Genomic DNA, 24621 nt, shown 5'->3' on the forward strand with positions numbered 1-24621 from the left:
AAATGGTAACGGGGGCGGCTGAACCGGGGATGGACCGTGGGCGCCGCCGCGTCAGCGCGGCTTGCGGAAGCGGTAGAGGAAGCGGTCGGTCTTGCCGCGCACCGCCGGGTCGAACACCAGCTTGACATGATCGTCAGCCGGGTTGGCGAGCAGCGGGCTTTCCGCCTCCAGCACGAAGCCGGCGGCGGCGAAATCGGCCTTCACCACGGCAGGGTCGATGCGATGGAGTTTGTCGACCAGCGCGCGCGTGTCGCTGCCGATGCCGACATGGTCGATGATCCCCACGATGCCGCCGGGCTTGGTCGCCGCATAGAGGGTTTTCACGAAAGCGGCGGGATCGCTGCGGGGGATGCGATATTGCTCCGACTGCCAGTAGAGATCGTGATAGCTCAAATTGATGATCGTGAAGTCGAAGCTGTTCGCAGGCGCGCTGAACGCCTCGAACGGGTAGCGGACCCAGTTGACCTCCGGCCGCCGCTCGGTCAGCGCTTTCCACTTCGCCTGCTCCTCGGGCGCGGTGTAGAATTGGTTCGGCTCGAACGCCGTCACCTTGCCCTTGGCGCCGACCACATCGGCCATGATCTCCGCCCAATAGCCCGATCCGGTCATGATGTCGGCGGCCTTCATGCCGGGCTTGAGGCCAAGGAATGCGAGTGTTTCGGCGGGCTTGCGGCTTTCGTCCAAGGCGCGGCGTCGGCTGGGCGCTTGGCGTCGGCGACCGCTGCGGCATAATCGGGCGCGGCGGCGAGTGCGGGGGGCGCGAGGGCGATCAGGGCGGCGAGGGCGATCATGATGCGCATGGGTGAAGACTCCTCCTGTCGCGCGCGATGATGCGTTGGAGAGCGGGCCGGCTCAAGCGCGAAGCGCGTCGATCATCGAGCCCCCAAGTCGCTGGTCGAAAGCCGCCGCGCGGGATAGATATGGAGCCCATGCGGACCCTCTATCCCCTGATCCTGCCCTATGCCGCCGGCCATCTCGATGTCGGGGATGGCCACCATGTCTATTGGGAGCGGGTCGGGACGCCTGGCGCGAAGCCGGCGGTGTTCCTGCACGGCGGACCGGGCGGGGGAATTTCGCCCGATCATCGCCGGCTGTTCGATCCGGCGCGCTATGACCTGCTGCTGTTCGACCAGCGCGGCTGCGGGCGATCGACGCCCCACGCCTCGCTGGAGGCGAACACGACCTGGCACCTCGTCGCCGATATCGAGCGGCTGCGCGAGATGATGGGGGTGGAGAAATGGCTGGTGTTCGGCGGCAGCTGGGGTTCGACGCTGGCGCTCGCCTATGCGCAAGCGCATGTCGAGCGGGTGAGCGAACTGGTGCTGCGCGGCATCTTCACGGTGCGCAGGGGGGAGATCGACTGGTATTATCAGGAGGGTGCGAGCCGCATCTATCCCGACAAATGGGAGCGGTTCGTTGCTCCGATCTCGCCGGAGCAGCGCCACGATCTGGTCGCTGCCTATCGTCGCATCCTGACCGGCGAGGATCGGGCGGCACAGCTTGCGGCGGCGCGGGCGTGGAGCGTGTGGGAGGGCGAGACGATCCGGCTGCTGCCCGATCCCGCGCTGTCGGCGACCCATGACGCGGACGATTTCGCGCTCGCCTTCGCGCGGATCGAAAATCATTATTTCACCCATGGCGGCTGGCTGGAGGACGGGCAGTTGCTGCGCGACGCCGGGCGGCTTGCGGATATTCCCGGCGTGATCGTGCAGGGCCGCTATGACATGGCCTGCCCGGCCGAAACCGCCTGGGCGCTGCATCGCGCCTGGCCGCAGGCGCGGTTCGAGATGATCGAGGGCGCGGGCCATGCCTATAATGAGCCGGGCATATTGGACGCGCTCATTCGCGCGACGGATGGGTTCGCCGGTTAGCGCGCGCTCGGCCCCAGCGCAGGGTCGAGGTCGCGGGGGCGGGTGAAGCTGGTCAGCGTGGCGATGCTGGCGCGGGCGTCGGCCCAGCGGTCGATGGGAAGGTCGAGGACGGCGAGGCTGGCGGTCGGGAACTTGGTTTCCACGTCGTCGCGCAGGGGGCTTGCGCCATCGTCGGGCACCAACTCCAGGATCAGTTCCTCGAAGCCCGGATTATGCCCCGCCATCAGCACATTGTTCGCGCTGTCGGGAAGGTCGCGCACGACGTCGCACAGGGTCGGCGCGGAGGCGAGATAGATGCGCCGGTCCCAGCGCGCCTCCAGTGTCTCGCCATAGCCCTCGAAAAACGTCTCCAGCGTCTGCACCACCCGCACGGCGGGCGAGGCGACGAGCAGGTCGAAGCGCATGCCGCGCTTGGCGGCATATTCCCCCATCAGTCTGGCCGCTTTCTCCCCGCGCTTGTTGAGCGGCCGATCGAAGTCGCGCGGCACCGGATCGTCCCAATCCGATTTGGCGTGGCGCAACAGGGTCAGGCGCTTCACTAGTCTCTCCCGTCACGGCAGGCCGGATTCGTGACCCTGATGCCCCAAAGCGGGGGCCGCGCCAAGAGCGAGATGCTGCGCCTGGCCGCTGACGGCGATGATCGCTTCATCGAGGGTGAGGCGGCGGACCGTGGTTCCGGGGGGGAAAGCGCTCAGCAGTCGGCTCGGCATCGCGGCGGAGAGGATGACGAACTGACCGCGATCTTCCGCCCGGCGGATCAGGCGGCCGAACGCCTGGGCGAGGCGGGCGCGGATGAGGCGATCGTCATAGGCATTGCCGCCGCCCGCCAGCCGCCGCGCGGCGTGGAGCACCGTGGGCTTGGACCAGGGCACGCCCTCCATCACCACCAGCCGCAGCGAATGGCCGGGCACGTCCACGCCGTCGCGCAAGGCATCGGTGCCGAGCAGCGAGGCGCGCGGATCATCGCGGAAAATGTCGACCAAAGTGCCGGTGTCCATCGGATCGACATGCTGGGCGTAGAGCGGCAAGCCGGCGCGGGCGAGGCGGTCGGCGATACGCGCATGGACCGCGCGCAGGCGGCGGATCGCGGTAAAGAGGCCGAGCGTGCCGCCGCCGGCCGCTTCGATCAGACGGGCATAAGCGCCCGACAGCGCGGCGATGTCGCCCCGCTTGATGTCGGTGACGATCAGCACTTCGGCGCGGCCGGGATAGTCGAAGGGGCTCGCCGCCTCGAAACGCTCCGCGCCGTGGGGGAGGTGCGCGGCGCCGCTGCGCGACTCCGCATTGTCCCACTCGCCGCCGCCCTTCAGCGTCGCGGAGGTGACGATGACGCCCTGTGCCGGCTTCAGCACGGTTTCGGCAAGCGGGCGGGTGGGGTCGAGCCAGTGGCGGTGGATACCGATGTCATATTCGCGGCCCTCGACCCGATCGACCGTCATCCAGTCGACATAGTCGGGATCGGCCGGCCCGCCGATGCGCGCCAGCAAGGCCAGCCAGGCCGCGATCAGATCGCGCCGCCAGCCGAGCGAGGCGAGCGCCCCCTCGATCCGCGCCCGCGCCGCGCCGTCGAGCCAGTCGGGCGCATCCTCGATCACCGCCTCCAACCGGCGGGCGAGGCGGACCAGCGGCTTGATGAGCGCGTCGAGGGCGAGGGCGGCTTCCTGCGCCGCCTCGACCAGCGCGCCGTCGGGTTCGGCGAGTTCGGTTTCGAGGCCGTAGCCTGCATCCGCCTCGCCCGCGTCGGCGGCGCGGGCATAGACGGTGCCGCGCACGGCCGCGAGCAGCGCCTCCAGCGGCCCGAACGGCTCGCCAGCGACCACGCGCTTGAGCCATTCGTCGGCGGGCAGCGCCTGCGCCGCGTCGATCGCCGCGCGGATCGCCTGGCCGCCTTCCTCGTCATAGCTGGCAAGGTCGGAGAGGCGCGCGGCAAGACCCCGCCGCCGCCCGCGCGATCCGCCCTCCGGCCCCATGATCCAGCGCCGCAGCTCGATCGCTTCCTGCCCCGACAGGGCGACCGAGAAGGTCGAATCGGCGGCATCGAACAGATGATGGCCTTCGTCGAAGATGATGCGCTGCGGCCGCTGGCCGGTCTCCCGCCCGCGCGCGGCGTTAATCATGACGAGGGCGTGGTTGGCGATGACGATGTCGGCGTCCGCGCTCGCCCGCGCCGAGCGTTCGATGAAGCATTTGCGATAATGCGGGCAGCCTGCATAGATGCACTCGCCGCGCCGGTCGGTGAGCGCGGTCGAGCCGTTGCGGCGGAACAGGGTCGGCAGCCATCCGGGCAGGTCGCCGCCCACCATGTCGCCATCCTTGGTGAAGGCGGCCCAGCGCGCGACAAGCTGCGCCAATATAGCGGCGCGGCCGGTAAAGCCGCCTTGCAGCGCATCCTCCAGATTGAGGAGGCAGAGGTAATTTTCGCGTCCCTTGCGCACCACCACCCGCTTTGCGGCCAGCGCGGGATCGGGGAAGAGGCGCAGCGATTCGCGATCGAGCTGACGTTGCAGCGCCTTGGTATAGGTGGAGACCCACACCGTCCCCTGCGCCTCCCCTGCCCAGAGCGAGGCGGGGGCGAGATAACCCAGCGTCTTGCCGATGCCGGTGCCGGCTTCGGCGAGCAGCATGTTGGGCTGGTCGCGATAGGCGCGCGGGCGGAAGGCGGCGGACGCCGCGGCGGCATAGGCGCGTTGGCCGGGGCGCGGCTCCGCGCCCACGCCGGTCAGGCTGTCGAGCCGGGCGAGCACCTGCGGTTCGGTCAGAGAAACAGTGCGCGGGGCGGGGCGGGGCTGCGCCTCCTCCCATTCGGGCAATTTGGTGAAGAGCCAGCGCTCCGCCTCGCGCGGGCGGGCGATGCGGGGCGCGACGAGCGGCGACCAGGCCCAGCGCAGGCGGTGGAGCGAATGGGCGGCGGTCCAGGCGCCTTCCCGCTCCGCCCAGTCCGCCGCCTCCAGCCGCGCGAGCAAAGCCGCCGTCGCCTGTTGCAGCAGCGCGGGAATGTCGCCCTCCTGCGTCGGCGCTGGCAGGCCGAGCGCTTCCGCCAGCCCTTTGGGCGTCGGCACCAGAAAGCGCGCGGGGTGGATGAAAGCCCAGAGTTCGAGCAGGTCGAGGCCGTTGAGTTCAGGATAGCCGAGCCGCTGGCCGGTCAGCGGCGCGTTCAGCAGCAGCACCGGGGTTTCAGCCGCGCGGCCGATCGCCTGCCCCTTGGCAAGGCCATGGGTGCGATCACCCTCGCGGAGCCAGATGCCGCCATGGCTGGCGTGGAGCGCGGGCAGGTCGGCGGGGTCGATCACCCGTCCCGGTTAGAGTAATGGGAACAAAAGGGAAACCGATTTCAGGCGGTGCGGCGGCCAAATCCTCCCGCGCCGGCGGCAGCCCCGAAGCGGGGATGGAAAGCGGCGGGCGCGCGCTTGGCGGCGCGGGCCATTTCCAGCCGCTCGAACAACGGGCCGTCGCTCAGCTCATAGGGGAAACGGATGCCCATCCGGTCCTCCTCGGACCATTGCACCGTGCCGAAGGTGACATAGCCGTCGAAGTCGAGCTGGCATTGCGACTTGGGCGGCAGCGAGCAGCCGACGACCTGCGCGCCGCCTTCGCTGAGGTCGACGATCGCGCCTTCCAGGCTGTCCAATACTGTCGTCACCACGATCGGGATGTCGACGGTAATGCGCTCCCGGCTGCGTTTGATCTGCATGGTCAGTCCCTTCGTTCGCTCATTATCAGCGGATAGGGTTAATGAATTCCTACCTTGCGAATGATTGTCATCAATATGAACGGGGGCAAAAGCCGTTTTCTTTCGGCCGATCCGGGGTTAGGGGGCTTGCCATCATGACTGTCACCGACACGCTCCGCAACGCCGCTCTCGCATCCAAGGCCTGGCCCTATGAAGAGGCGCGCAAGCTGCTCAAGCGCTATCCAGATGGTGCGCCTGACAAGGGACATATCCTGTTCGAGACCGGCTATGGTCCCTCGGGCCTGCCGCATATCGGCACCTTCAACGAAGTGCTGCGGACGACAATGGTCCGCAACGCCTTCCATGCGCTGTCGGACGTGCCGACGCGGCTGGTGGCGTTCAGCGACGATATGGACGGGCTGCGCAAGGTGCCGGACAATGTGCCCAACCAGGCGATGCTGGCTGAGCATCTGGGCAAGCCGCTGACGCAGGTGCCCGATCCGTTCGGGACGCATGAGAGTTTCGCGCACCATAATAACGCCATGCTGCGCGAATTTCTCGACCGTTTCGGGTTCGATTATGAGTTCGTGTCGGCGACCGAGCAGTACCGCGCCGGCGCCTTCGACGAGGCGTTACGGCAGGTGCTGCGCCGTTATCAGGCGATCATGGACATCATGCTGCCGACGCTGCGTAAGGAGCGGCAGGCGACCTATTCGCCCGTCCTGCCGATCAGCCCCAGGAGCGGCATCGTGCTTCAGGTGCCGGTCGTGGTGATCGACGCCGAAGCCGGCATTGTTCGCTTCGAGGATGAGGGCGAGGCGATCGAGCAGTCGATCCTGTCGGGCGGGGCGAAGCTGCAATGGAAGGTCGACTGGGCGATGCGCTGGTATGCGCTCGGCGTCGATTATGAGATGGCGGGCAAGGATCTGATCGATTCGGTGACGCAATCGTCGAAGATCTGCCGCGCGCTGGGCGGCCGTCCGCCCGAGGGCTTCAATTACGAGATGTTTCTCGATGAAAAGGGCGAGAAAATCTCCAAGTCCAAGGGCAACGGCCTCAGCCTCGAACAATGGCTGACCTATGGTCCGCAGGAGAGTCTGGCCTTCTACGCCTATCGCGAGCCGAAGAAGGCGAAGCAGCTGCACATGGGCGTCATCCCGCGCGCCGTGGACGAATATTGGCAGTTCCGCGTGAACTATCCCAAGCAGGCCGTCGAGCAGCAGCTCGGCAATCCCGTCCACCATATCCATGACGGCAAGCTGCCGCAGGGCGAACTGCCGGTGACGTTCGGGCTGCTGCTGAACCTTGTGGGCGTGATGGGCGACGCGACCCGCGACCAGGTGTGGGGCTATCTCCAAAATTATGTGCCGGGCGCGAGCGCGGAGACCTATCCCGAACTCGATGCGCTGATCGGCCACGCCCTCGCCTATCATCGCGATTTCGTCGCGCCGACGCTTCAGCGCCGTGCGCCGGACGCGAACGAGGCGGCGGCGCTCCGGCGACTGGACGCGGAGCTGGCGGCGCTGCCCGCCGATGCGTCAGCCGAGGACATCCAGAATATCGTCTATGCCATCGGCAAGGACGAGGCGTTCGGCTTTGCGGAGCTGCGCGACTGGTTCAAGGCGCTCTACCAGACGCTGCTGGGCGCTGACCAAGGGCCGCGGATGGGCAGCTTCATCGCGCTCTACGGGATCGAGAATAGCCGCCGGCTGATCGCGCAGGCGCTCGCCGCCTGACGCGGCGCGACGGAACAAAGAAGCGTGCCGCACGTTATGGCAGCGGTCCACCCCCCTTTCGGACTGGTGGCGCGCCTCGCGCGCGCTATCGGCCGCGTGCGCCCGGAGACGGGCGGCGCGGCCAAGTGGGGTAGTCAATAGTCAAGCGGCCCCGGCGGTGCAGCGCCGGAGCCGCTTTTTGCTTACCAGAAGAAGCCGCGATGTGCCGCGATCACGCGGCCGCTGCGCGTATCCACCAGCAGCACGTCATTATAGTGGCGCACCCAGCGCTGGTTCCAGCCCGGACGGGGCAGGCGATAGCGATAGGGGTCGGCGACATAATAGCGCGGCTGGTAATAGACCGGGCGGAGCCGCGCGCCGGTGTTCCACTGATTGTAGCGGAACGGCGCGTTCCAGCGGCCGCCGCGATAGACGTCGCGATGGGTGCGGCGATAGTCGCGCCAGTCCTCGCGCACTTCGCGGCGCGCGTCGGCCACATCGCGGCGCTCCTCGCGAATGTCGCGACGGTCGCCATAGCGCTGCGCCTGGCGCAGCTCGCGCTGCTCTTCGCGCAGGTCGCGTTGGCTGCGGCGGACTTCGCCATAGGATTGCGCCGAAGCGATGCTGGGGGCGAGGGTGGCGGCCAGCAGGCCCAGAATGACAAATTTACGCATGTCTCATCTCCCGATTTGGGCGGCGACGCCTTTTCGGAGCATCGCCACGAGAGCATCTATGCGCCCGGTCCGCTGAACCGATCGGGAATGCGGCAGTCAGATTCCAGTCATTTATGTCGCAAATTGTATCGCGCCGGGCCGCGCGGTCAGGCCGTCCAAGGCCGTTCGCGAAACCATTTGGTGACGACATATTTGACGCCGCGCTCGACCGGTCGGGCGGCGTGCAGGCTGAAGCGGTTGGGTGCGCCGTCGCGGTCCATATTGTTCCAGATGAGGATCATCCCCTCCACCGGCGGCACCATGAATTCGCAATGGGGAAAATGCGTCTCCCCGCCCGCTTCGACCTGCGACAGATAGATCATCGCGGTCCAGGTGCGCTGCCCGCCCGTCGGACGCATCGCCTGCCAATAATCGGCTGTCACCGGAAAATAGTCGCAATGGACCTTATATTCCTGCCCCGCCGTATAGCGTTGCCCCTGCAAGGTCTCGCCATGGGCGGGCGGCAGGCCGGTAAGCGCGCAGATGCGGGTAGTCACCGCCTCCACCAGCGGATTCCAGGGGCTGAGATTGCCGCTATGGCTGGTGCGATAGTCGGCGTTGGCGCTGCCCGAAAAGAGCGAGGAGGGTTTGGCGCTCGCGTCGATCAGGGCGCGCAGCCCGGCGCATTCCTCCGTGCTCAGGAAATTCTGGCGGCCGTAGATATCGAGATGGGGCGCATCGATGCGGCTCACCATCGGGTTGCGGTCAAGCCGCGCGCGCACGCCCTCGCCGATCGCGGCGCGGGCGGGGGAGGCGATGCCGCCATCATCGGGAAGATCGGTCATGCCGCCCTCCTGCCACGAAGGCTGCTTGCATGAAAAGACCCCGAAGCGTCGCCGCTCCGGGGCCAGTCACTCCTGAAGGCCAGTTCAGGGAGGGAGATTCTTTGATGCGCTCTCGCGCATGGCCGGCACCGCTCACCAAAAGAAGTCGTGGATCACATCGACCACATAGCCGTCGCGGATATCGACCAGCAGCGCGTCGTCATAATAGCGGACCCAGCGCAGCGTGCCGTAGGAGGGCGGCAGGCGATATTGATAGGGATCGTTGATCCAGTAGCTGTTGGAGAAGAGCAGGCTGTTCAGGAAAATCCCGGTCGAAAAGCGCCGATAGCCATAATCCCAGCCGCGCGGGGCATAATAGCGGCCGATGCGGTAGCGGTCGCCATAGGATCTGCGATAGCTGTTCCAGTCATAGCGCCGGTCCTGCCGCCAGCGATTGTCCCAACGGCGCTGCGTGCTCCAGCGGGTGCGATCGTCGAAGCGGCGGCCGTCATTCCAGTTGCGCCCATTCCAGTTGCGTCCCTCCGCGCCGCGCCCGTCCCAGCGGCGATTGTCGCTCCAGTCGCGCTGGCGGCCACGCTGATCGTCCCAGCGACGATCAGTGTTGCGCCAGTCCTGCCGGTCATCCCGGCGATCCTCGCGCCAGTCCCGGCGTCCGTCGGCGCGCTCGCTGCGCCAGTCGCGGCGGTCGTCCTGCCGATCCGCGCGCCAGTCGCGCCGGTCCTGCCGCCAGTCGCGCCGCTGGTCCTGACGTTGTTCCTGACGCTGGCGCACCTGCTCTTCGACCGCGCGATTCTGCGGCAGCATCGGGTCGCCGCGCCAGTTGGGGTCGGGGCGCGGCGGCGCCATGCCGCCGGCGGGCCGGTCGGGGGTGCGCTGCCAGCGTTGCGCCGGCGCCTGCGCGCGCGGCTGTGCGGCGGCATCATTGCGCCAGCGTGCGCCACGGTCGCCCCGCTCGCCACCAGCGGCGCGTTCGCCGCCGCGCGCGCGTTCGCCGCGCCAGCCATTTTGACCCGGATCGCTCTGGGCATAGGCTGGGGCGATCCCGCCCAGCACGGTCGCGGTCATCAGCCCCGCCAGCATCATCTTCCTCAAGATCATCGTCGTCGTCCTTCGGTCGAGAGCCGATCGCTCCCTTATGCCCATCTTCTACGATGGCGGCGATGTCGTTCGGCTGAACCTGCCCGTCAGCCTTCCGAAAGCTTTTCCCCTTCCTCTTCCCCGAAAAACGGACCGAATGACGGATTGCCGCCGGTTCAAGCCTGAATCCTTGATGTAGATCAGAGCGCTGCCGTTGCGTTGCCCGTAGGACCATCGCGTGAGAACAGCCCCCGATGCTGGCCGGATTCGCCAGGCCCTGCGCGAAGCGACGACAGACGACCATGAGCGGGTGGATGCGGTCTATGGGCGCTACAACCTCGATTCGGCGTCGGACTATCGCGCGTTCCTGACCGCGCATGCCCGTGCCGTTGGCGCGCTGGAGGCTTTGGCCGCCCCGGCTGCGCCGCGCCTGCCGCTGTTGCGGGATGATCTGGCGGCGCTCGGCGCGCCTTTTCCGCCCGCCTTGCCGGTCGCCCTGTCCACCGCGCCGGGCTTCGTCTGGGGGCTGCGCTATGCGCTTGAAGGATCGCGCCTGGGAGGCGCGATGCTGGCGCGTCGGGTGGGCGAAGGGCTGCCCAAAGCCTATCTGTCCGCCGCGCATGGCAAAGGGGAATGGGCGCAGTTCCAGCGCGAGATGGACAAAGCGGCGGCCGCGGGCGACGGACATTGGCTTGACCAAGCCGTGCAGGGTGCGCGCGCGGCCTTCGCCCTGTTCGCGTTAGCCGGCGAAGCCGGGATGGAGACCGTCCATGGCTGAGGATGACGGCAGCGGCTTTGCGGTCGATCTCACCAATTGCGATCGCGAGCCGATCCATGTGCTGGGGACGATCCAGCCCTTCGGCTTCCTGATCGCGCTGACCGCCGACTGGCTGGTGGCGCGCGTGTCGGCCAATAGCGCCGACTATATCGGCCTGCCGCCCGAAGCGCTGCTGGGCAAGCCGATCGCAGCGATCATGTCCAACGAGGCGCTGCATTCGCTGCGCAACCGCATCACCCTGCTGCGCGGGCCGGATGCCGTGGAGCGGCTCTTCTCGCTCCAGCTGTTGGAGGGCGGCCCGCTGTTCGACGTGGCGGTCCATTTCTCCGGCGCGCTGGTGGTGATCGAGGCCGAGCGCGCCAGCCAGGACGAGATGGAGGCGAGCAGCACCGTCCGCTCGATGGTCTCGCGGCTGGCGCAGACCGACAGCATGGCGGCTTTCCTGCGCGACGGCGCCCGGCAGGTGCGCGCGCTGACCGGGTTCGACCGGGTGATGGTCTATCGCTTCGCCCAGGGCGGCGATGGCGAGGTGGTCGCCGAAGCGCTGCGGCCGGGGATCGAGAGTTTCTTCGGCCTCCATTATCCCGCGTCCGACATTCCGCAGCAGGCGCGCGCGCTCTACCTCCGCAACATCTTCCGGGTGATCGCCGATGTCGATGCGCCGCCGGTGCCGGTGGTGCCGCAGCTTGATCCAGCCGGGGCGGCGCTCGACATGTCGCTGTGCCTGACGCGCGCGGTGTCGCCGATCCATATCGAATATCTGCGCAACATGGGCGTAGGCGCGTCGCTCTCCATCTCGATCATCGTGCAGGGGAAGCTCTGGGGGCTGTTCGCCTGCCACCATTATGCCCCGCGCCTGCCGACCTTCGCGCAGCGCAGCGCCGCCGAACTGTTCGGCCAGATCTTCTCGATGATGCTCGAAAGCCGCGAGCGCGCCGAAACCGCCGACTATGAAGGGAAGGCGCGGCAGGTCGCCGATCGGCTGCTCGCCGCCGTGGCGCAGGACAGCGAATTGCTGCACAATGCCGGCTGGCTGGGCGACATCATCTTCGACACCATCCCGGCCGATGGCGTGGGCGTCTATATCGACGGGCAGATGACGCTGTCGGGCCTGACGCCCGACGAGACCGCCTTCGCCGCCATCGTCAACATGATGAACCGGGTCGCGGCGAGCCAAGTCTACACCACCGATTGCCTGAGCGGCATCCTGCCTGACGCCGCCGCCTATGCCGATCGCGCGGCGGGCGTGCTGGCTATTCCGCTGTCGCGCCGGCCGCGCGACTATGTGCTGCTGTTCCGCGCCGAGCAGCTGCGCGCGGTGCGCTGGGCGGGGCAGCAGGACAAGCATGTGGAGGAGGGGCCGGACGGTCCGCGCCTCAGCCCGCGCAAGAGCTTCGCTGCCTGGTCGCAGCTGGTGAAGGGCACTGCCGTGCCCTTCTCGCCGGCCGAACTGCGCGTGGCGGAGGCGCTGCGCACGGCTTTGCTCGAAGTGGTGCTGCGCCTGTCCGATTCGGTCGATGCGGAGCGGCAGCGCGCGCATGAGAAGCAGGAATTGCTGATCGCCGAACTCAACCATCGGGTGCGCAACATCTTGTCGCTGATCCGGGGGCTGCTCTCGCAGACGCGCGACAGCGCGCGTTCGGTCGAGGAGTTTATCGGCACGCTCGAAAGCCGGATCCACGCGCTCGCGCGCGCGCATGACCAGATCACGGCCGACCGCTGGAGCCCGGCGCGGCTCTATGACCTCATAGAGGTGGAGGCGGGCGCCTATCTGGGCGAGAAGCGCGACCGGGTGCAATTGTCCGGCCCCAATGTGCTGCTTACCCCCGGCTGCTTCACGGTGATGGCGCTGGTGATCCACGAGATGCTCACCAACGCGGCGAAATATGGCGCCCTGTCGGACAGCGGGACGGTGACGATCGCGTGGCGGGTGGATGAGGATGGCAGTCTGCTGCTCGACTGGACCGAGAGCGGCGGCCCGGCGGTGGTCGCGCCGACGCGGCGCGGTTTCGGATCGACCGTGATCGAGCGGTCCATTCCTTACGATCTGGGGGGCGATGCCGAGATCAACTATCGGCTGGCGGGGATCGAGGCGCATTTCTGCATCCCGTCGCGCCATGTCGTCGCCGTGCTGCCCGACCTGATCGAGGGCGAGCGGGTGAAGGCGGTGGCGGTAGCGATGCCGGGGCTGCTGAACGATCGCCACGTGCTGCTGGTCGAGGATAATATGATTATCGCCATGGATGGCGAGGACGCGCTGCGCGATCTGGGCGCGGAGGTGCTGACCGCCGCCAGCGTCGGCCGCGCGCGGGAGGCGATCGCGCTGGGGCCGGTCGATCTGGCGGTGCTGGACTTCAACCTTGGCAGCGAGACCAGCCTGCCGGTCGCCGACCTGCTGGCCGAGCGCGGCGTGCCGTTCATCTTCGCCACCGGCTATGGCGATGGGCTGGAGCTGCCGGCGCGCTTCGAGCATATCGCGCTGGTCAAGAAGCCCTATTCGGGCGCGACCCTGGCGCAGGCGCTCGCGCCGCTGATTGACGGCTGACTAGGGTTTGGGCCGGCCGAGCGCCGGCACGGTGCGCGCGGCGTCCTGCGGCGTGATGCCGGGCGGCGGGGCGGCGGCCACCTGTTCCTCGCCGCGCATGATCCGCCCCGCGCGTTTGATCGCGCCGCGCAGCCGGGGATAGACGCCGCAGCGGCAGATATTGGTGATCGCGCCGTCGATATCCTCGTCGGACGGATCATTGGTCCGGCGCAGCAGCACCGACGCCGCCATGATGATGCCGGGGATGCAATAACCGCATTGCGAGACATTGTCCGCCGCGAACGCCTGTTGCAGCGGATGGCCGCGATCGGGCGAGAGCGCCTCGATCGTGGTGACGAAGCGGCCCTCGGTCTTGCCGATCGTCACCTGGCAGGATCGAACCGCCTCGCCATCGATGTCCACCGTGCACGCGCCGCAATCGCCCGTGCCGCAGCCAAATTTGGTGCCGGTAAGGTTCGACGCATCGCGCAGCGCCCAGAGCAGGGGCGTCTCCGGATCCATGCGATAATGGACCGGCCGGTCATTGACCGTGAACTTCGTCATCCCGCCCCCTCTTCCTCCTCGGCCTTGTGGTAGAGGACTTCGTTGCGGACATGGATGATCTTCGACCCCAGCCGGATTTCCAGGATGAAGGTCGCAAAGCCGCCCGCCTGCAGCAGCATCGACAGGCTGAACAGGATCGCGATCGCGCTTCCGAGGTGCGCGTCGAGCAGATTGCCGGCGAACAGCAGGATGACGACGAGGCAGACCGCGCAGGCGGAGGCGACCGACAGGAAGATGGACGCATTCACCACGCTCATCCGCCGGTCGAGCACCTGGATTTCGGCGACCATCCGGTCATGTTCCTTGCCGCGCGTGGAAAGCACCAGCTCCTCCACCGTCCGCGCGCGATCGATGATCCGCGCGAGCCGGCCGACGCAGACATTGAGGAACGCGCCGATACCCGCCAGCAGGAACACCGGCGCGAGCGCGAGCTGGATGGTCTGCGCGACCTGGCTGACCTGGGGCAGCGGGATCATGGTCATGGCTTAGGAGCGCCGCTTCTTCTGCTTGTTCCCCGGCGAAGGCCGGGGTCCAGTCCCACCCTTGCAACTGAACCCCGGCCTTCGCCGGGGAACAGAAGGGCAGACGCAGGCGAAGAAATCAAGCAGCGCCCTTCGAGGAGGGCGTATTGACGCCCATGGACTTGAGATACGCCTTGATGTTGCGCGCCGCCTGCCGCAGCCGCTGCTCATTTTCGACCATGGCGATGCGCACGAAGCCCTCGCCATCCTCGCCATAGCCCACGCCCGGCGCGACCGCGACCTTGGCATGGGTCAGGAGTTGTTTGGAGAATTCCAGCGACCCCATGTCCTTGAGCGCGGGCGGCAAGGGCGCCCAGCAGAACATCGAGGCGCGCGCCGGCGGAATGTCCCACCCCGCGCGGCCGAAACTCTCCACCAGCACGTCGCGGCGCTTGTGGTAGAGCTGGCGGTTCTTCTCGACAATGTCCTGCGGTCCGTTGAGCGCAGCGCAGGCGGCGGCCTGAATCGGCGTGAACGCGCCATAATCGAGATAGGATTTCACCCGGGTCATTGCCGCGATCAGCTTGCGGTTGCCCACGGCAAAGCCCATGCGCCAGCCGGCCATCGAATAGGTCTTGGACAGCGAGGTGAATTCGATCGCGACATCCTTCGCGCCCGGCACCTGGAGGATCGAGGGGGTCGGGTTGCCGTCATAATAAAGCTCGGAATAGGCAAGGTCGGAGAGTATCCAGACCTTGTTCTCCTTCGCCCAGGCGACCAGCCGCTCGTAGAAAGCGAGATCCACCGTCTCCGCCGTAGGGTTCGACGGATAGTTGACGACCAGGATCGAGGGCCGCGGTACGGTGAATGCCATGGCGCGATCCAACGAGCGGAAATAATTCTCGTCCGGCGTCGTCGGCACCGACCGGATCGTCGCGCCGGCGATGATGAAGCCGAAGGTGTGGATCGGGTAGCTCGGATTGGGGGCCAGCACCACGTCGCCCGGCTCGGTGATCGCCGTCGCAAGGCTGGCGAGCCCCTCCTTCGATCCCATCGTCACGACGACCTCGGTTTCCGGATCGATATCCACGCCGAAGCGGCGACCATAATAATTGGCCTGCGCCTTGCGGAGTCCCGGAATGCCGCGCGACTGCGAATAGCCGTGCGCGCTCGGCTTCTGCGCCACCTCTATCAGCTTCTGGATGACATGGTCGGGCGGCGGCAGGTCGGGATTGCCCATGCCAAGGTCGATAATGTCCTCCCCCGCGGCCCGCGCGGCGGCCCGCATCGCATTGACTTCTGCGATGACATAGGGCGGCAGGCGCTTCATGCGGTAAAATTCTTCGGACATTATTGGGGCTTTCCTGAAAGCTCGCGGTAGGGAATAGTGCGTTACGCGCCGCTTGCGCGTCACATTCGGGCTATAACCCGCCCTTGGATGGCGCGCCAGAAAAAGCGGTTCGCATGGCGATGCCAGGAGAAGGACAGTGGCTATGGCACAGAACGACATTCTGGAACCTCGGCTGCCGACCCTCACCGAAATGCAGCAATGGACGCAGGTGATCGGCCGTGCCCAGCAATTGATGCTGGAACAGGCTGCCGGCGTCACTGGCCAGACGCCGCCCTTCGACCCGGAGATCGTTGCCCGCATCCAGAGCAGCTTCGCCGACGAAGGGCTGGCGCTGTGGCAGCGCTTCCTCGATTCGGGCGGGCTGCTGCGCGACCGGCCGGAACCCGCCCCGGCGGACAGCCCCGCCGCGCGCAAGGACCGGCGCTTTGCCGATCCCGCCTGGACCGAGCATCCCTTCTACGACCTCATTCGCCAGAGCTACTTGCTGCTTTCGGACTATCTCATGAAGATGGCCGATGCGGTCGATGGCGTCGATCCCAAGCAGAAGGCCAAGCTGCGCTTCGCCACGACGGGCCTGCTCGACGCGATCTCGCCGAGTAATTTCCCGCTGACTAACCCCCAGGTCGTGCAGAAGACGATCGAGAGCGGCGGCGAGAATCTGGTGAAGGGGCTCAACCATATGCTGGCCGACATGGAGAAGGGCCAGCTCACCCATACCGATGGCACCGCCTTCGAGCTGGGCCGCAACATCGCCTCGACGCCCGGCAAGGTGATCCATGAGACGCCGCTCTATCAGCTCATCCATTATGCGCCGAGCACGGAGGAGGTGCTGGCAACGCCGCTCCTCATCTTCCCGCCCTGGATCAATCGCTTCTATATTCTCGACCTGTCGCCGGAAAAGAGCTTCGTCAAATGGGCGGTGGATCAGGGGCTGAGCGTGTTCCTCGTGTCCTGGAAGTCGGCCGACGCCTCGATGAAGGATCTGGTCTGGGACGATTATATCCTGAACGGGCAGATCGATGCGATCGACACGGTGCGCGACCTCTTGGGCGTGGAGAGCGTCCATACGATCGGCTATTGCGTTGCGGGCACCACTCTTGCCGCGACGCTGGCCTTGCTCGCCGCGCGGGGCGAGGCCGACCGGGTGGCGAGCGCGACCTTCTTCACTGCGCAGGTCGATTTCAGCCAGGCGGGCGACCTGACGCTGTTCGTCGACGATGAACAGATGAAGCTGGTCGAGCAGCTATCGGCCGGCGGTTTCCTCGACGGGCGCTATATGGCCGCGACCTTCAACCTGTTGCGCGGGCGCGACCTCATTTGGAACTATGTGGTCAATAATTATCTGCTGGGGCAGGATTACCCGCCTTTCGACCTGCTCTACTGGAATGGCGACACCACCAATCTGCCCGCGCGCTGGCACCGCGATTATCTGACTCAGCTCTATCGCGACAATCTGCTGGTGGTGCCGGGCGCGATCAGCGTCGCGGGGACGTCGATCGACCTTGGTCAGGTCAAAACCCCCGCCTATGTGCAGGCGGGGCGGGAAGACCATATCGCGCCGCTGGAAAGCGTATGGAAGCTGACCGAGCATTTCGCCGGGCCGACCCGCTTTCTGCTCGCCGGATCGGGGCATATCGCCGGCGTCGTCAATCCACCCGCGGCGATGAAATATCAATATTGGTCCTGCGACGCGCCGCAGCCGACGCTGGAGGCGTTCCTGTCGGCGGCGAAGGAGACCAAGGGAAGCTGGTGGCCCGACTGGCGCGCCTGGATCGAAAGCATCGATTCGCGCGCCGTGCGGGTAAAGGGCGCGCGAGTGCCGGGCGGCGGTCGGCTGAAGGCGATCGAGGATGCGCCAGGCCGCTATGTCAAGAGCAGGTAAAGACAGCATTTTCCTCAACTTGCGATGAAGTGCACGCGGCCTGCGGCCAGTCGTCTATGGCATTTTTGTTGCACTGCACAAAATCCCTTGTAACGGGCTGCGCTTTACTATATTGTGCAGTGCAACAAACGGAGGAAGGTGATGGCCGAAACCCCGAAAACCGGCAGGGGCCCCGGACGTCCGAAAGCGGCGTCTCCGACCTTGTCGGCCAGTGAAGTGCTCAAAGCTGCGGAAACCGCGATCACGCCACCCGCTGCCCCCAAGCCTGCGCGCAAGCCGGTACAGGCGGCGGTGAAGCCGATCGATACCAATCCGTCGCGCAAGGCGCCCGCGCCCGCGCCGGAAGAGCCCAAGGAAACGCCGCCGCCACCCCCGCCGACGGATCAGGTGGCGGTGATCGCAGCGACCACGGCGGTGGACGCGGCGCCCGAACCTGAAGCCGAACTGGAAGCACCGCTTCCCGGAACCAGCAAAAGCCTGCCGGAAACGGCAATCGAAGACGCAGTGCCCCTGCCCGCATTAGAAGGAACCACGATGATGAACGAAGTGATCGAAACCGGAAAGAAGTTCGCCGAGGACACCAAGGCCAAGTTTGAAACCGCCTATGCCGACTTCAACGAGAAGACCAAGGCCCATGTCGAAAAGTCGACCAAGGCGATCGAGGAAATGAGCGACATCGCCAAGGGCAATGTCGAAGCGATGGTCGAAGCCGGCAAGATCGCCGCCAAGGGCATGGAAGTGCTCGGCCAGGAAGCGGTCGATTACACCCGCAAGAGCTTCGAGAAGGCCACCGCCTCGTTCAAGAGCTTCTCGACCGTCAAGACCCCGACCGAATTCTTCCAGCTGCAGAGCCAGATGCTCTCGGCCAGCTTCGACGACTTCACCAAGGAAGCCGCCAAGCATAGCGAAGCGATGGTCAAGCTGGCGGGCGACGTCGCCCAGCCGCTCACCGCGCGCGTGACGCTGGTCACCGACAAGGTGAAGTCGCTGGCGGCCTGATCGCCTGCCGTCAGGATCACGATAGCAAGGGGCGTCCCTCCGGCAGGAGGGGCGCCCTTCGTCTTTTGCGCCGGCCGCGCGCAGCGACGAGCGGAGGCGGCAGGCCCCTTGCCTTGGCGAGCAGAATCGCCATATTCTCGTCCATCATGACCGATGAAGCGCACCCATATGGATGGCCCGTGCTGATGGCGGACCGGGATCAGGACGATCAGGGCGACAGCCCCGGCGGTCCGGGCGTCGGCATCGCCACGCGCACCCGCACTCGCACCAAGAAGCCCTCGCTCTACAAGGTGCTGATGCTGAACGACGACTATACGCCGATGGAGTTCGTCGTCCATGTTCTCCAGAGCTTCTTCCGCATGGACATGGAGGAAGCGACTCGGGTGATGCTGCACGTCCATCAGCGCGGCGTCGGCGTATGCGGCATTTTCAGCTATGAAGTCGCCGAGACGAAGGTCAATCAGGTGATGGACTTCGCCCGGCAGAACCAGCATCCGCTGCAATGCACGCTGGAAAAGGCCTGAAGGCGGGCAGGCCGCGCGGAGCTTGTGGCGCGCAAGCGCGCTGATCGTGAGCAAATATTAAGGATAGCGGCATAACACTCGCCGCCTATGCCGCGGGTCGCTCTTCGTCATCCCTCTTCCCTGTCGCCAATCGCGATCGGGATCATCTATTTCGTGGCCGCCTGCGCCGCGCTTGCGGTGTCGCGCTTTGAGGGCGGGCTGGCGTTCATCTGGGGCGCCAACGCCTTTCTGATGGCCGAACTGCTGACATCGCGGCGGCGGCACTGGCCGCGCGCGCTGCTAGCCTGCGCCCCGGCCAGCGCGGCCGCGACGGCGCTGCTGGGCATGGGGCCGCTGGCCGCCGTCCCGATGGCGGCGATCAACATATTGGAGGCGCTGATCGTCGCGATCCTCTGCCGCCGCTTTGTCCCGGATCATCGCGTAACGGGATCGATCCGTCCGCTGCTGATCTTCATCGTCGCGCTGTGCGGCGTCGCCAATGTCGTGGCGGGGGTGCTGGCGGCGAGCGTGGCCGCGCTGCTGACGCCGGTCGGCTTTGGTCCCTCCTTCCTGCAATGGTATAGCGGCCATGTGCTCGGTGGCCTCATCTGCACGCCCATCCTCATCATGATACTCCAGGGCGAAGCGGGTCGCTGGTGGCGCGAAAGCCCGACTGCACGCAAGGCGGAGGCAGCAGCGCTGCTGCTGTTCTTCTCGCTGGCCGCTGTCCATGTCTTCTTCTGGGCGCGTTACCCGCTGCTGTTCGCGCCGCTCCTCCCGCTGGTGCTGATCGCCTTCCGTGTCGGGCAGATGGGGACGGCCGCAGCCGTCATCATCCTCGCGATGGTGGGCGGCGCTGCGACGATGGCGGGCGAAGGGCCGCTGATGCTGATCGGCGAGAATGTGGGTCAGCGGGTGCAGTTCTTCCAATTCTATGTTGCGCTCAGTTTTCTGCTCTGCATGCCGGTCGCGGCCGAACTCACCATGCGGCGGCGGCTGTTCGAGATGCTGGCCGATAGCGAGAACCGGTTCCGGGCGATCGCCGAGCATAGCGGCGACATTGTGCTCAATCTCAGTATCGACGGCACGATCCTCTATGCCTCGCCCTCCGCGCATGAGCAGATCGGCTGCGCGCCGGACCTGCTGGTGGGGCAGCCGGCCGCCAATCTGGTCGATCCGCAGGATCGCGCCGCCGTCATCCTGGCGCATCGCAGCGCGCTCGCCCGGCCAGGCAGCACGCACCGGGTCGAGTTCCGCCCGCTCATATCCTCCAGCGACACCGAATGGTGCGAGATCGTCACGCGCGCGATGGTGGACGAACGCGGCCGTCCGTCCGGGGTCGTCAGCACGGTGCGGGACATATCCAAACACAAAGCGCGCCAGCGCGTCCTTCAGCAGGTCGCCGCCCGCGATTCGCTGACCGGCGCGGACAGCCGCCGCGCGTTCCTCGAGAAGCTGGATCGCGAGATCGAGAGGGCCGGCACCGGCGCGCGCTCCTGCCTGCTGCTCATCGACCTCGATCATTTCAAGTCGGTCAACGACCGTTACGGCCATGGCGCCGGCGACCGCGTGCTGAGCGCCTTTGTCGAGCGGTTGCGGCCGGGTCTGCGCACCGGCGACAGCATCGGCCGGCTGGGCGGCGAGGAGTTTGCCATCCTTCTGGTCGATAGCGACATCGACCGGTCGAGCGCGCTGTGCGAGCGGTTGCGGGCGCGCCTCGCCGATCCGGTTCCAGTAGGGGAGGGCGAAGCGGTGTTCGTGACCTTCAGCGCGGGGCTGGTGGCGCTGGATGGCGGATCGACCCGCTCGGCGCTGCTCGAAGCCGCGGACAAGGCGCTCTACCGGGCCAAGCATAGCGGCCGCAACTGCCTGCGCCTCGCCGCCTGAGCCCGCGAGGCTTGCCGCCTGTCTTTATTTGCAATGATATGTTGTAACTTCAGATGGGCTGGCCTATGTACCGCCCACGATGAAGCTTACGCTCCGCCATGCGCTGATGACCGGCCGGATCGATCGAATGGCGATCGCGCTGTCAGGGCTGTGCGTCGCCCATTGCTTCGCTACCGCCGTCATCCTTGGCCTGCTGGCGTCGGCCGGCGGCATTTTCGAGAGCCCGCTCTTTCATGAGGCGGGACTGGTGCTGGCGATCCTGCTCGGCGCGGTAGCGCTCGGACACGGGGCGATTGTCCATGGCTATATGATGCCGGCGGCGATCGGATCGCTGGGCCTGGGCGTCATGGCGGGCGCGCTCACCATGGACCATGGCTGGCAGGAAAGCGTCTATACGCTGATCGGCGTCGGCATATTGGCGCTGGGCCACGATCTCAACCATCGCGCCGGACGGTAAAGCCGCTCCTTTCAGACGCCCTTATGGTCGAGCCGATGCTCGCCCTTGACCCAGCGCACCGTCCCGGTGCTGGCGCGCATGACGACGCTGTGCGTGGTCAGCCGACCGCCGGGCACCCGCTTCACCCCGTCGAGCAGCGACCCGTCCGTCACGCCCGTCGCGGCGAAGATGCAGTCGCCCTTCGCCAGTTCCTTGAGGTCGTATATCTTGTCGAGGTCGGCGATGCCCCATTTGCGGGCGCGCGCCTTTTCGGCATCGTTGCGGAACAGCAGCTTGCCCTTGAACTGTCCGCCGACGCAGCGCAGCGCCGCGCAGGCGAGCACCCCTTCGGGTGCGCCGCCCGACCCCATATAGATGTCGATCGTCGTCTCGGGATCGCTGGTCGCAATTACGCCCGCCACATCGCCATCGGGGATCAGCATGATGCCGCAGCCGATCGCGCGCAACTCGGCGATCAGCCGCTCGTGCCGGGGCCGATCCAGGACGCAGACGATGAGGTCGTGCGGATCGACGCCCTTCGCCGCCGCAACCGCCTCCACATTGTCGCGCACCGAGCGGGTGAGGTCGATCGTTCCTTCGGGATAGCCCGGCCCGATGGCGAGCTTCTCCATATAGACGTCGGGCGCGTTCAGCAGCCCGCCTTCCTCTGATATGGCAAGCACGGCGAGCGCGTTCGGCCCGGCCTTGGCGGTGATGGTCGTACCCTCCAGCGGATCGAGCGCGATGTCGATCCTTGGCCCGGTGCCGATCGCATTGCCGACCTTCTCGCCGATATAGAGCATCGGCGCCTCGTCGCGCTCGCCCTCGCCGATGACCACGGTGCCGTCCATGTAGAGATCGTTGAAGGCGAGGCGCATCGCTTCGACCGCGGCGGCATCGGCGGCCTTTTCGTCGCCGCGGCCGATCAAGCGGGAGGCGGCGATGGCGGCCGCTTCGGTGACGCGGACCATCTCCAGCACCAGCACGCGGTCGAGCGTCGAACTTGCCTGCACCATCATCGTCCCCTGCCTTCGTTATGCGGCAGCGGATAGGCGTTTGCCCCCGCCATGTCGAGGCGCGTGGCGGTCAGTCGAGAATGTGCATCACCATCGGCGTGTCGAGCAGGCTGTCCGATCCGGCGAGCCGGTCGAGCGTGTCGCGCACGCATCGTTCCTGCCCGGCATGGGTCACGATCGCGACCAGCACGCCATCGGCCTGGCTCGCACCGCGCTGAATCATCGATTCGATCGAAACGCCCGCGTCGCGGGTGGCGGCAGCGATCTCCGCCAGCACGCCGGGGCGGTCCTGCACCTTGAAGCGCAGATAGGCGCGGCCGATCCGCGCGCCGGCGTCCGCGCTATGCTGGGGCAGCAGCGCGGCGACCGGCATGGCGAAGGCGTCGCCATATTCGTCCCGCGCCACGTCGATCAGGTCGGCGACCACCGCCGAGGCGGTCGGTCCATCGCCCGCGCCGCGCCCCTGGAAGAAGAGCCGGCCGACGAAATTCCCCTCCGCGACGACGGCGTTCAATGATCCATCGACATGGGCGAGCGGATGGTCGAAGGGCACCAGCATCGGGTGGACGCGCTGGAACAAGCCTTCCGGCCCATTTTGCGCCATGCCGACGAGGCGAATGCGGAAGCCCAATGCGGCCGCTTCGGCGATGTCGGCGGCGATGACATGGCGGATGCCGGTGGTCGCCACCGCGCCGAAATCCAGCTCGGTGCCGAAGGCGAGGCTGGCGAGAATGCTGAGCTTGTGCGCGGCGTCCACCCCGTCGATGTCGAAGCTCGGATCGGCCTCGGCATAGCCCAGCTCCTGTGCTTCCTTCAGCACCTCGGCAAAGTCGCGGCCTTCCTTTTCCATCGTGGTCAGGATGTAGTTACAGGTGCCGTTGAGGATGCCGTAGACGCGGGAAATCTCGTTGGCGGCCGCGCCTTCGCGCATTCCCTTGATGACCGGGATGCCGCCTGCGACCGCCGCCTCATATTTGAGCGCGATGCCGCCCTGCTCGGCCAGGCGGGCGAGGTCTAGGCCGTGATGCGCCAGCATCGCCTTGTTCGCCGTGACGAAGGGCTTGCCCACCGTCAGGCACTGGCGCGCGAGAGTCAGCGCTGGCCCGTCCGACCCGCCGATCAGCTCGACCACGACATCGACATCGTCGCGCGTCGCCAGCGTCGTCATGTCGTCCACCCATTCATAGGAGGTGAGGTCGACGCCACGATCCTTGTTGCGGTCGCGCGCCGAAATGGCGACGATCTGGATCGGGCAGCCGGCGCGGCGGGCGATCAGGTCGCCGTTGGTCTCCAGCAGCCGGATGACGCCGCCGCCCACTGTTCCCAGACCGACAAGCGCAACGCGCAGCGGGGCATGGCGGTGGAGATTGGACATGGCGGCTTCACTTCCCTGGCGGTTCTCTGGGTGAGCGCGCTGATAGCGGGCGGCGCGGCCCTGTCCAAGGAAAACAGCGTCAACCTGCCTTGCGAGTGCGCCCGCACGGGCCGAGCGCCTGGACCACCACAGCATAGTCCGCCCGCGCCGCTTCCGCGTCCAGCACTGGCAGGGAACGGACCGAACTTGCCGGCAAAGTCGGCGGCAGGGCACAGGCGAGCCGATACCAGAGCAGGCTGCCGGGCTCGGGCGGGCGGGCCGCCTCATCCACGATCTCGCCGAGCGCGACGGCCCAGCGCGGCGGCTGGCCGGGCCGGCGCAGGATGGAAAGCGAGACCGGGTCGCCATTTTCGGTCCGCAGGAAAATCTGCGTCTCGCCCTCGCCCGCGATCGTGCCGGCGACATGGAAGGCGTCGCCCAGACCCAATATGCGCGGCGGCGCGTCCGGCGCGACCAGGCTGGAGAGCACGGCCTTGACGCGCGCGACGCTGTCCGGGGTGGCGGGGATCTGCGCGTCGGGGGCGATCAGCTGGATGTCGCCCGGCCGCGCGCCGGCGTGGGCGAAGAGGATCAGCTGCGCCTTTTTGAGCTTGGGCGGCTTGCCGCGCGCGTCGAGCGGGGCGTCATAGAGATAGGCCACGGACGGGCTGATCCCCCCTTCGCCGCGAATCAACCCGATCACATCGGCTTCCATGAACAGCCGGCGGTGCCCGGGCGCGACGCCGGGCGCCTGCTCGGGCTTGAGCGCGATGATGTTGCGAATCCGCACATTGGCGACCAGCGGCGCATGTTCGGCGAGGTCCACCAGGTCGGCATAGGAGAGGGCTTGCGGCAGCGGCGATGATGACGGTACCATTGCACTGCGTTGCGCCGAAGCAGGGAAAACCGCGGGATATGCGGCTGAAATGAGGCACAGCGCGCCAAGGGTCGCAAAGCGCATGGAGGGTTTCATTTTCTGCTTCGTCCTATTGTTTCAGCCCGTGGCAATCATGTCACAGGCAAGTCTTTCCGCCA

23 protein-coding genes are annotated in these 24621 nt (G+C 66.8%); 9 read left to right on the plus strand and 14 right to left on the minus strand.

The features are described 5' to 3' along the window. Nucleotides 1-51: 51 nt before the first annotated feature. Both V2B31_RS18505 and V2B31_RS18510 read right to left on the minus strand, forming a co-directional pair. Nucleotides 52-627 carry a methyltransferase domain-containing protein gene (locus V2B31_RS18505; RefSeq protein ID WP_328281420.1) on the minus strand — a complete coding sequence of 192 codons (576 nt, stop codon included), beginning with the start codon at nt 625-627 and terminating at the stop codon, nt 52-54. Continuing rightward, on the minus strand, nt 624-800 hold the full coding sequence (locus V2B31_RS18510; RefSeq protein ID WP_328281422.1) for a hypothetical protein: 177 nt from the start codon (nt 798-800) through the stop codon (nt 624-626). The genes V2B31_RS18505 and V2B31_RS18510 overlap by 4 nt, the downstream gene beginning before the upstream one ends. Nucleotides 801-929: 129 nt before the next feature. Between V2B31_RS18510 and pip the strand changes: the two genes are divergently transcribed. Next, nucleotides 930-1871: a prolyl aminopeptidase gene (gene pip / locus V2B31_RS18515; protein ID WP_328281425.1), complete on the plus strand. Its 942-nt coding sequence runs from the start codon at nt 930-932 to the stop codon at nt 1869-1871. Here the strand turns inward: pip and V2B31_RS18520 are convergent. From V2B31_RS18520 to V2B31_RS18530, 3 genes are read right to left on the minus strand one after another with little or no spacing between them, the layout of a single operon-like run. After that, on the minus strand, nt 1868-2410 hold the full coding sequence (locus V2B31_RS18520; protein ID WP_328281429.1) for a SixA phosphatase family protein: 543 nt from the start codon (nt 2408-2410) through the stop codon (nt 1868-1870). The genes pip and V2B31_RS18520 overlap by 4 nt on opposite strands. A 12-nt stretch (nt 2411-2422) precedes the next feature. Beyond that, a complete protein-coding gene (locus V2B31_RS18525) occupies nt 2423-5161 on the minus strand; it encodes an ATP-dependent DNA helicase (protein ID WP_328281433.1) in 2739 nt (912 codons plus the stop codon). A gap of 41 nt (nt 5162-5202) precedes the next feature. Continuing rightward, nucleotides 5203-5562, minus strand: coding sequence for a PilZ domain-containing protein (locus V2B31_RS18530; RefSeq protein WP_328281435.1), 360 nt, complete (start codon nt 5560-5562; stop codon nt 5203-5205). A gap of 134 nt (nt 5563-5696) precedes the next feature. Here V2B31_RS18530 and V2B31_RS18535 point away from each other — a divergent pair, with 134 nt between their 5' ends. Further along, on the plus strand, nt 5697-7277 hold the full coding sequence (locus V2B31_RS18535; protein WP_328281437.1) for a lysine--tRNA ligase: 1581 nt from the start codon (nt 5697-5699) through the stop codon (nt 7275-7277). Between the two features lie 182 nt (nt 7278-7459). Here V2B31_RS18535 and V2B31_RS18540 read toward each other — a convergent pair whose 3' ends face one another. The 3 genes from V2B31_RS18540 to V2B31_RS18550 all read right to left on the minus strand — a co-directional run bounded on the left by V2B31_RS18540 (nt 7460) and on the right by V2B31_RS18550 (nt 9852). Then, complete coding sequence (locus V2B31_RS18540; protein ID WP_328281439.1) at nt 7460-7930, minus strand: RcnB family protein; 471 nt, start codon at nt 7928-7930, stop codon at nt 7460-7462. A 146-nt stretch (nt 7931-8076) separates the two neighbouring features. Next, nucleotides 8077-8754: a prolyl hydroxylase family protein gene (locus tag V2B31_RS18545; RefSeq protein ID WP_328281441.1), complete on the minus strand. Its 678-nt coding sequence runs from the start codon at nt 8752-8754 to the stop codon at nt 8077-8079. Between the two features lie 132 nt (nt 8755-8886). Beyond that, complete coding sequence (locus tag V2B31_RS18550) at nt 8887-9852, minus strand: RcnB family protein (RefSeq protein WP_328281443.1); 966 nt, start codon at nt 9850-9852, stop codon at nt 8887-8889. 217 nt (nt 9853-10069) lie between these two features. On the opposite strand from V2B31_RS18550, the gene V2B31_RS18555 reads away from it, so the two are divergent. Both V2B31_RS18555 and V2B31_RS18560 read left to right on the plus strand, forming a co-directional pair. After that, complete coding sequence (locus tag V2B31_RS18555; protein WP_328281445.1) at nt 10070-10609, plus strand: biliverdin-producing heme oxygenase; 540 nt, start codon at nt 10070-10072, stop codon at nt 10607-10609. Further along, the gene (locus tag V2B31_RS18560) at nt 10602-13154 is read left to right on the plus strand and encodes an HWE histidine kinase domain-containing protein (RefSeq protein ID WP_328281447.1); all 2553 of its coding nucleotides are present in this window, start codon (nt 10602-10604) and stop codon (nt 13152-13154) included. Before V2B31_RS18555 ends, V2B31_RS18560 begins: the two co-directional genes overlap by 8 nt. Here the strand turns inward: V2B31_RS18560 and V2B31_RS18565 are convergent, their stop codons facing one another. From V2B31_RS18565 to V2B31_RS18575, 3 genes are all read right to left on the minus strand, one after another. Then, nucleotides 13155-13697, minus strand: coding sequence for a (2Fe-2S)-binding protein (locus V2B31_RS18565; RefSeq protein WP_328281449.1), 543 nt, complete (start codon nt 13695-13697; stop codon nt 13155-13157). Next, nucleotides 13694-14173, minus strand: a complete 480-nt coding sequence (locus V2B31_RS18570) for a DUF2721 domain-containing protein (RefSeq protein WP_328281451.1) — start codon at nt 14171-14173, stop codon at nt 13694-13696. Before V2B31_RS18570 ends, V2B31_RS18565 begins: the two co-directional genes overlap by 4 nt. Before the next feature lie 124 nt (nt 14174-14297). Then, a complete protein-coding gene (locus V2B31_RS18575) occupies nt 14298-15509 on the minus strand; it encodes an LL-diaminopimelate aminotransferase (protein ID WP_328281453.1) in 1212 nt (403 codons plus the stop codon). A 142-nt stretch (nt 15510-15651) separates the two neighbouring features. Between V2B31_RS18575 and V2B31_RS18580 the strand changes: the two genes are divergently transcribed. From V2B31_RS18580 to V2B31_RS18600, 5 genes are all read left to right on the plus strand, one after another. Continuing rightward, on the plus strand, nt 15652-17391 hold the full coding sequence (locus V2B31_RS18580; protein ID WP_328281456.1) for a PHA/PHB synthase family protein: 1740 nt from the start codon (nt 15652-15654) through the stop codon (nt 17389-17391). Nucleotides 17392-17532: 141 nt separating this feature from the next. After that, on the plus strand, nt 17533-18390 hold the full coding sequence (locus tag V2B31_RS18585; RefSeq protein ID WP_328281458.1) for a phasin family protein: 858 nt from the start codon (nt 17533-17535) through the stop codon (nt 18388-18390). Nucleotides 18391-18536: 146 nt separating this feature from the next. Beyond that, nucleotides 18537-18914 (plus strand): ATP-dependent Clp protease adapter ClpS, encoded by a 378-nt coding sequence (gene clpS, locus V2B31_RS18590; RefSeq protein WP_328281460.1) that lies wholly within the window; start codon nt 18537-18539, stop codon nt 18912-18914. A gap of 87 nt (nt 18915-19001) precedes the next feature. Further along, on the plus strand, nt 19002-20780 hold the full coding sequence (locus V2B31_RS18595) for a sensor domain-containing diguanylate cyclase (protein WP_328281462.1): 1779 nt from the start codon (nt 19002-19004) through the stop codon (nt 20778-20780). A 79-nt stretch (nt 20781-20859) separates the two neighbouring features. Continuing rightward, nucleotides 20860-21237 carry a MerC domain-containing protein gene (locus tag V2B31_RS18600; RefSeq protein WP_328281464.1) on the plus strand — a complete coding sequence of 126 codons (378 nt, stop codon included), beginning with the start codon at nt 20860-20862 and terminating at the stop codon, nt 21235-21237. Nucleotides 21238-21248: 11 nt separating this feature from the next. On the opposite strand, the gene glpX is transcribed toward V2B31_RS18600, so the two are convergent. From glpX to V2B31_RS18615, 3 genes are all read right to left on the minus strand, one after another. Further along, nucleotides 21249-22232 carry a class II fructose-bisphosphatase gene (gene glpX, locus V2B31_RS18605; RefSeq protein WP_328281497.1) on the minus strand — a complete coding sequence of 328 codons (984 nt, stop codon included), beginning with the start codon at nt 22230-22232 and terminating at the stop codon, nt 21249-21251. Nucleotides 22233-22302: 70 nt separating this feature from the next. Then, entirely contained in the window at nt 22303-23607 is a 1305-nt protein-coding gene (locus V2B31_RS18610) for a homoserine dehydrogenase (RefSeq protein ID WP_328281466.1), read from the minus strand. A 79-nt stretch (nt 23608-23686) separates the two neighbouring features. Next, nucleotides 23687-24547: a hypothetical protein gene (locus V2B31_RS18615; RefSeq protein WP_422248183.1), complete on the minus strand. Its 861-nt coding sequence runs from the start codon at nt 24545-24547 to the stop codon at nt 23687-23689. Nucleotides 24548-24621: the final 74 nt, after the last annotated feature.

This window comes from Sphingobium sp. (genome assembly GCF_036170395.1).
Taxonomy (GTDB): Bacteria; Pseudomonadota; Alphaproteobacteria; order Sphingomonadales; family Sphingomonadaceae; genus Sphingobium.

Coding starts and splice junctions, on each gene's coding strand:
- V2B31_RS18505 (WP_328281420.1), bottom strand. CDS start 627: ATGAAGGCCGCCGACATCATGACCGGATCGGGCTATTGGGCGGAGATC.
- V2B31_RS18510 (WP_328281422.1), bottom strand. CDS start 800: ATGCGCATCATGATCGCCCTCGCCGCCCTGATCGCCCTCGCGCCCCCC.
- pip (WP_328281425.1), top strand. CDS start 930: ATGCGGACCCTCTATCCCCTGATCCTGCCCTATGCCGCCGGCCATCTC.
- V2B31_RS18530 (WP_328281435.1), bottom strand. CDS start 5,562: ATGCAGATCAAACGCAGCCGGGAGCGCATTACCGTCGACATCCCGATC.
- V2B31_RS18535 (WP_328281437.1), top strand. CDS start 5,697: ATGACTGTCACCGACACGCTCCGCAACGCCGCTCTCGCATCCAAGGCC.
- V2B31_RS18540 (WP_328281439.1), bottom strand. CDS start 7,930: ATGCGTAAATTTGTCATTCTGGGCCTGCTGGCCGCCACCCTCGCCCCC.
- V2B31_RS18545 (WP_328281441.1), bottom strand. CDS start 8,754: ATGACCGATCTTCCCGATGATGGCGGCATCGCCTCCCCCGCCCGCGCC.
- V2B31_RS18550 (WP_328281443.1), bottom strand. CDS start 9,852: ATGATCTTGAGGAAGATGATGCTGGCGGGGCTGATGACCGCGACCGTG.
- V2B31_RS18560 (WP_328281447.1), top strand. CDS start 10,602: ATGGCTGAGGATGACGGCAGCGGCTTTGCGGTCGATCTCACCAATTGC.
- V2B31_RS18565 (WP_328281449.1), bottom strand. CDS start 13,697: ATGACGAAGTTCACGGTCAATGACCGGCCGGTCCATTATCGCATGGAT.
- V2B31_RS18570 (WP_328281451.1), bottom strand. CDS start 14,173: ATGATCCCGCTGCCCCAGGTCAGCCAGGTCGCGCAGACCATCCAGCTC.
- V2B31_RS18575 (WP_328281453.1), bottom strand. CDS start 15,509: ATGTCCGAAGAATTTTACCGCATGAAGCGCCTGCCGCCCTATGTCATC.
- V2B31_RS18580 (WP_328281456.1), top strand. CDS start 15,652: ATGGCACAGAACGACATTCTGGAACCTCGGCTGCCGACCCTCACCGAA.
- V2B31_RS18585 (WP_328281458.1), top strand. CDS start 17,533: ATGGCCGAAACCCCGAAAACCGGCAGGGGCCCCGGACGTCCGAAAGCG.
- clpS (WP_328281460.1), top strand. CDS start 18,537: ATGACCGATGAAGCGCACCCATATGGATGGCCCGTGCTGATGGCGGAC.
- V2B31_RS18595 (WP_328281462.1), top strand. CDS start 19,002: ATGCCGCGGGTCGCTCTTCGTCATCCCTCTTCCCTGTCGCCAATCGCG.
- V2B31_RS18600 (WP_328281464.1), top strand. CDS start 20,860: ATGAAGCTTACGCTCCGCCATGCGCTGATGACCGGCCGGATCGATCGA.
- glpX (WP_328281497.1), bottom strand. CDS start 22,232: ATGGTGCAGGCAAGTTCGACGCTCGACCGCGTGCTGGTGCTGGAGATG.
- V2B31_RS18610 (WP_328281466.1), bottom strand. CDS start 23,607: ATGTCCAATCTCCACCGCCATGCCCCGCTGCGCGTTGCGCTTGTCGGT.
- V2B31_RS18615 (WP_422248183.1), bottom strand. CDS start 24,547: ATGCGCTTTGCGACCCTTGGCGCGCTGTGCCTCATTTCAGCCGCATAT.